At 63.5% G+C, this 4,615-nt stretch carries 5 protein-coding genes and 1 pseudogene; 4 read left to right on the top strand and 2 right to left on the bottom strand.

Going from position 1 to position 4,615, the window contains the following annotated elements; translation table 11 throughout:
* Positions 1 to 131: pseudogene (locus ACKOQ4_RS02015) on the top strand (CAP domain-containing protein); the annotation flags it as partial.
* A gap of 108 nt (positions 132 to 239) precedes the next feature.
* The gene (locus tag ACKOQ4_RS02010) at positions 240 to 1,256 is read left to right on the top strand and encodes an HAD family hydrolase (protein WP_526288317.1); all 1,017 of its coding nucleotides are present in this window, start codon (positions 240 to 242) and stop codon (positions 1,254 to 1,256) included.
* Positions 1,257 to 1,331: 75 nt separating this feature from the next.
* Here the strand turns inward: ACKOQ4_RS02010 and ACKOQ4_RS02005 are convergent, their stop codons facing one another.
* Entirely contained in the window at positions 1,332 to 2,744 is a 1,413-nt protein-coding gene (locus ACKOQ4_RS02005) for an aspartate aminotransferase family protein (RefSeq protein WP_526288315.1), read from the bottom strand.
* A 288-nt stretch (positions 2,745 to 3,032) separates the two neighbouring features.
* Complete coding sequence (locus ACKOQ4_RS02000) at positions 3,033 to 3,608, bottom strand: hypothetical protein (RefSeq protein ID WP_526288313.1); 576 nt, start codon at positions 3,606 to 3,608, stop codon at positions 3,033 to 3,035.
* A gap of 58 nt (positions 3,609 to 3,666) precedes the next feature.
* Between ACKOQ4_RS02000 and ACKOQ4_RS01995 the strand changes: the two genes are divergently transcribed.
* Positions 3,667 to 4,023 (top strand): type II toxin-antitoxin system RelE/ParE family toxin, encoded by a 357-nt coding sequence (locus ACKOQ4_RS01995; RefSeq protein WP_526288311.1) that lies wholly within the window; start codon positions 3,667 to 3,669, stop codon positions 4,021 to 4,023.
* The gene (locus ACKOQ4_RS01990; RefSeq protein WP_526288309.1) at positions 4,020 to 4,301 is read left to right on the top strand and encodes a helix-turn-helix domain-containing protein; all 282 of its coding nucleotides are present in this window, start codon (positions 4,020 to 4,022) and stop codon (positions 4,299 to 4,301) included. Before ACKOQ4_RS01995 ends, ACKOQ4_RS01990 begins: the two co-directional genes overlap by 4 nt.
* Positions 4,302 to 4,615: the final 314 nt, after the last annotated feature.

Below are 4,615 nucleotides of genomic sequence, written 5' to 3'. Positions count from 1 at the left end.
TCAACCAGTGGTACAACGACCCACGGGCGTTCGCGATCATGTCCGACTGCCGCAACACCGCCATCGGGGTTTGGTCGGAGAACAGCCTGGACCGATCGGTGGTGGTGGCCGTCTACGGCCAGCCGGCCTGACGCGCCCGGCGACGGATCTTCTCGTCGAATTCCCGTCAAACCGCCGCACGCGCACGCAGACGACACCGTCAACACCACGGGCTCGGTACCAGAGAGACAATGGTCGGCATGATTCGCAGTCGAGTCCCCGCACTGTTGGCGATGCTCTGTCTATTCGTCGCAGTGGCAGCCGCCTGCGCCGGCCGGTCGGGTGACCCGCAGGACCCGCTGCCGTCCTGGAAGGCCGGCGACGCCCGTGCGGCGATCACCGCGTTCGTCGAGCGGGCCACCAGGCAGGGTTCACCGGACTTCGTTCCGGTTCCGGAGCGCATCGCCGTCTTCGACAACGACGGCACGCTGTGGCCGGAGAACCCGGTCCCCTTCCAGTTGGCTTTCGCCGTCGACGAGATCAACCGCATGGTCGCCGAGCAGCCGACCCTCAAGGAGGACCCGATGGTGCAGGCCCTGCTGGCCGGGGACACCGCCACGTTGCTGGCCGGCCCGCACCATGACGGCCTGCTGCGCATCGTCGCGCTGACCCATTCAGGCATGACCACCGACGAGTTCGCCGACCGGGTCGGCGCCTGGATCGGAGCGGCGAAACACCCGAGGTTCGGCAGAGCCTACGACCAACTGACCTACCAGCCCATGCAGGAACTGCTGGGCTACCTTCGCGCCAACGGATTCAAGACCTTCATCGTCTCCGGCGGCGGAGCGGACTTCATGCGCGCCTGGAGCGAACGCGTCTACGGCATACCGCCCGAGCAGGTAGTCGGCTCCACCGCCCGGGTGACCTATGAGTTGCGCGATACCGGACCGGTTCTGGTCAAAACCCTCGATTACCTCTTCGTCGACGACAAGGCGGGCAAACCCGCCGGCATCCACGAGTTCATCGGCCGGCGGCCCATCATCGCCTTCGGCAACAGCGACGGCGACAAGCAGATGCTGGAGTACACCACGATTGACAATCCGCGGCCCAGCCTCGGCGTGCTCATCCACCACACCGACGGCGACCGCGAATACCGCTACGACGAGAACCCCACCAGCAGTGGCAGTCTGGTGGCCGCACTCCGGGATGCACCGCAGCGGGGATGGACCGTGGTCAGCATGAAAGACGACTGGAAGGACATCTTCGCCGCGGCGTGAGTGGCGACAAAACGCGCATAAGGGACACCGATTGCCGACCTCGACCCCCGGGGGCAGCCTCCCCGGTGGTCGGCATCAGCGCTTGCCGAGGGCGTCCCACGCGGCCGTGAACGCCGTGCGCAGGGTGGTTCGGATGAACTCGAGTTCCCGCTCGCCGCTGACCAGGGTCGGCGACAGCACCACCACGGGGTCTGCGCGGTCATCGGAACGGCAGATCAGGCCCGAACGGTAGAGCATGGGCGAGAGGAATCCCCGGAGCAACCACTCGCTCTCCTCGGTGGAGAACGTCTCGCGAGTGTCCTTGTCGCGCACGAGTTCGGCCACCCGGAAGTAGCCGCAGCCGCGTACGTCGCCGACGATCGGAAGGGTGGCGAGTTCGGCCATGACGTCGTCGAACAGCGCCTCGTGGCGCAGCACGTTCCCGCAGATGTCCTCGTTCTCAAGGATCGCGATATTCGCGAGCGCGACGGCGCAGCTCACAGGGTGCCCCCCGAAGGTGAGGCCGTGCATATACATGTGGCCCTCGTCCTCGACGAAGGGCGCGGCGACCCGGTCGCTGACGATCACGCCGCCGAGCGGTGCGTACCCGCTGGTGACCCCCTTGGCAAAGGTGATCATGTCGGGCTGGTAGCCGAAGCGGTCGCAGCCGAACATGTGGCCAAGCCGGCCGAACGCGCAGATCACCTCGTCGGACACCAGTAGCACGCCATGGCGGTCGCAGATTTCGCGCACACGACGCCAGTAGCCCTCGGGGGGCGTGAGCGTGCCACCGGTGTTCTGCACCGGCTCCATGATCACAATCGCCACGGTCTCGGGACCCTCGGCAATGATCAGGCGCTCGATGTCGTCCGCGCAGTCGAGGTTGCAGGTCTCGGCATGCGCACACGAGGTGCACCGATAGCGGTTCGTGTTGCGCACCTTCAGCGCGGTCGGCAGCAACGGTTCGAACGGTTCGCGCAGGGCCGGGATACCGGTGATCGAGAGCGCCCCGAACGAGGTTCCGTGGTAGGCGAAGTCGCGGCTGATCACTTTCCGCCGCGTCGGCTGGCCGAGCGCGGCGAAGTACTGCATCGCCAACTTCCAGGCGGACTCGACCGCTTCACCTCCGCCCGAAGTGAAGAAGACCCTGTTCAGGTCTCCCGGGGCGAGGCCGGCAAGACGGGAAGCGAGGCGCACGGCCGGTTCGGTGGCGAAGTTCCACAGCGGGAAGTAGGACAGCTTGCGCGACTGTGCCGCGGCCGCCTCGGCGAGTTCTTCGCGGCCGTGGCCGATGTTGACCGTGAAGAGGCCGCTCAGGGCATCGAGGTAACGGTTCCCCTTGTCGTCGAACACGTACGCACCCTCGCCGCGCACGATCATCGGAAGTCCGTCACGCTGAACGTTGGACATCTTGGTGAAGTGACCCCACATGTGGCGGCGCGCCTGTTGGTCGAGGGTGCTGTCCACGGCGCCATTATCCCTGCACCCGCCGGGGTCGCGCGCGACCATCCCGCTTGTCTGTGCTCTCGGAACCGTCACACTTCGAAGGTGGGAGTCCCGAGGCACCTGTCAACGGTGTCCCGGGACATCACATTGGTCGGGCTGACAGGATTTGAACCTGCGACCACTTGACCCCCAGGAAATGGGGCTAGCACGTTGCGCCTGTTCACGCGCTGAATGCACGTAAGCCGCCACCCGAATATCGGGCATGAACCTGCAGGTCGTTCAGGAGCGCGCAGAACGTGTGGTCCCAAATCGGTCCCAAGACTCGGCAGGCCCGCGACCCTCATCAAAGCCTCATTGGCCTAGCAGATCCTCAATCCGAATCACCTGGCGGTCCAACGCATACGCAACTCCGGCTCCGTCCCGCCAACGACTGCTCAGCTCCTCGTTCGGAAGCTCGTCCATCGTTGCGGCCGTGGCAATGCTGAGTAGCTCGGAGTGGTGACTGACTTTCGCAACCGCAATCACGCTGTCGGACAGCTGGAAAACAATCGCGACGTCAGTGACGTACCGCCACGACGCGTGCTCGCCACGAGTCTCGACCACCGTCTCACGCACGACCAGTACGTCGGTTACTTCCTGACCAGACTGGAACGAATAGAGCCGGCCGGACCTTTTCGCTGCCTCGAAATCGTCAGCTCCACCGTCGATCTTCAAGAGCGAGTAAGTGTCATCTTCGCCTTCGAAGTCGAAATAATCCGTCCAGCCCGAGACAGTGATCGCCGGACCCGCGGTGCAGAAGAACATGGAGAGGTCGGTGAGCCAGTCCGTCATGCCCGAGCTCCCGAAGCAGTGCCAGACGTGGCCTCGTAGGGCGGCGAGCTTCATCGCGGATTCTTTGTCGATGACCTGCGCGGCTCCGCCAGTCACTTCTAAACCTTATACACCGTCGAACGACATACTATATCGTTACTGATATAGTTGAGAAGTGCCTGGCGAGAAGAAAGTCGTCTGGATCGGCACCGCGCTCGACGACCTTCGGGACTTCCCGAAGGACGCCCGCCACGATGCCGGCTTCCAACTCGAACAGGTGCAACTCGGTCTGGAGCCAGATGACTGGAAGCCAATGCCCACCGTCGGCGCGGGCTGTCGGGAAATCAGGATCCGGACCGCCGATGGAGCGTTTCGGGTGTTCTACGTGACGAAGTTTGGTGACTCGGTATTCGTCTTGCACTGTTTCACCAAGAAGTCGCAGAAGACTGCCCAGAGCGACATAACCATTGGCGCTCAGAGGTATTCGGAAGCCAAGAAGCGATATGAACGGGAAAGTAGGACACCGGGATGAGCGTGTGGGATGACCTCGCCGACGACGCCGCTGAAGCCGAGAACCTCAAACTCCGGGCTGCACTGATTCGCGCTATCCGTTCCCGGGTCGATGAGATCGGATGGTCACAGACTGCGGCCGCCCAGAACCTGGGCATCACCCAGCCTCGCCTGTCCGATCTCTACCGAGGCAAGATTTCGAAGTTCTCGCTCGACGCTCTGGTGGAGATCGCTTCGAAACTCGGTATCCACGTTCGTGTTGAAGTCGAGCCGCATTTCGCGCTTCCCAACGGCACCTGAGCAGGCCCCGAGCAGGACCCAGTCACCTTGTATTGCCTTGAACACCTTGACCCGCGGTCAAGGTGGCCCTGGATTCAGAGTGAGTGACGCCGAATGCACAGTCGCATTTAACGTGCATTGCCAGACACAACGTGCGCCGAATGCCGCCAGAGCCCCTGTCCCAGACCGTCCTAGCGACCCGTGGGACCCGGATTGGTCCCAATACCGACCTGGACGACCGAATCGGCGGCAAACAGATAAAGCAAAACCGCTGATCAGAGCCGGTTTTTTGGTCGGGCTGACAGGATTTGAACCTGCGACCACTTGACCCCCAG

The organism is Mycobacterium sp., from assembly GCF_046095365.1.
Lineage (GTDB): Bacteria > Actinomycetota > Actinomycetes > Mycobacteriales > Mycobacteriaceae > Mycobacterium.
The sequence above is the reverse complement of the archived record's forward strand: the minus strand, read 5'-3'. Positions and strand labels throughout refer to the sequence as shown.

Excerpts from the sequence above, each read along its gene's own strand:
- ACKOQ4_RS02005 (WP_526288315.1), bottom strand. The coding sequence starts at position 2,744 with ATGGTCGCGCGCGACCCCGGCGGGTGCAGGGATAATGGCGCCGTGGAC.
- ACKOQ4_RS02010 (WP_526288317.1), top strand. The coding sequence starts at position 240 with ATGATTCGCAGTCGAGTCCCCGCACTGTTGGCGATGCTCTGTCTATTC.
- ACKOQ4_RS01990 (WP_526288309.1), top strand. The coding sequence starts at position 4,020 with ATGAGCGTGTGGGATGACCTCGCCGACGACGCCGCTGAAGCCGAGAAC.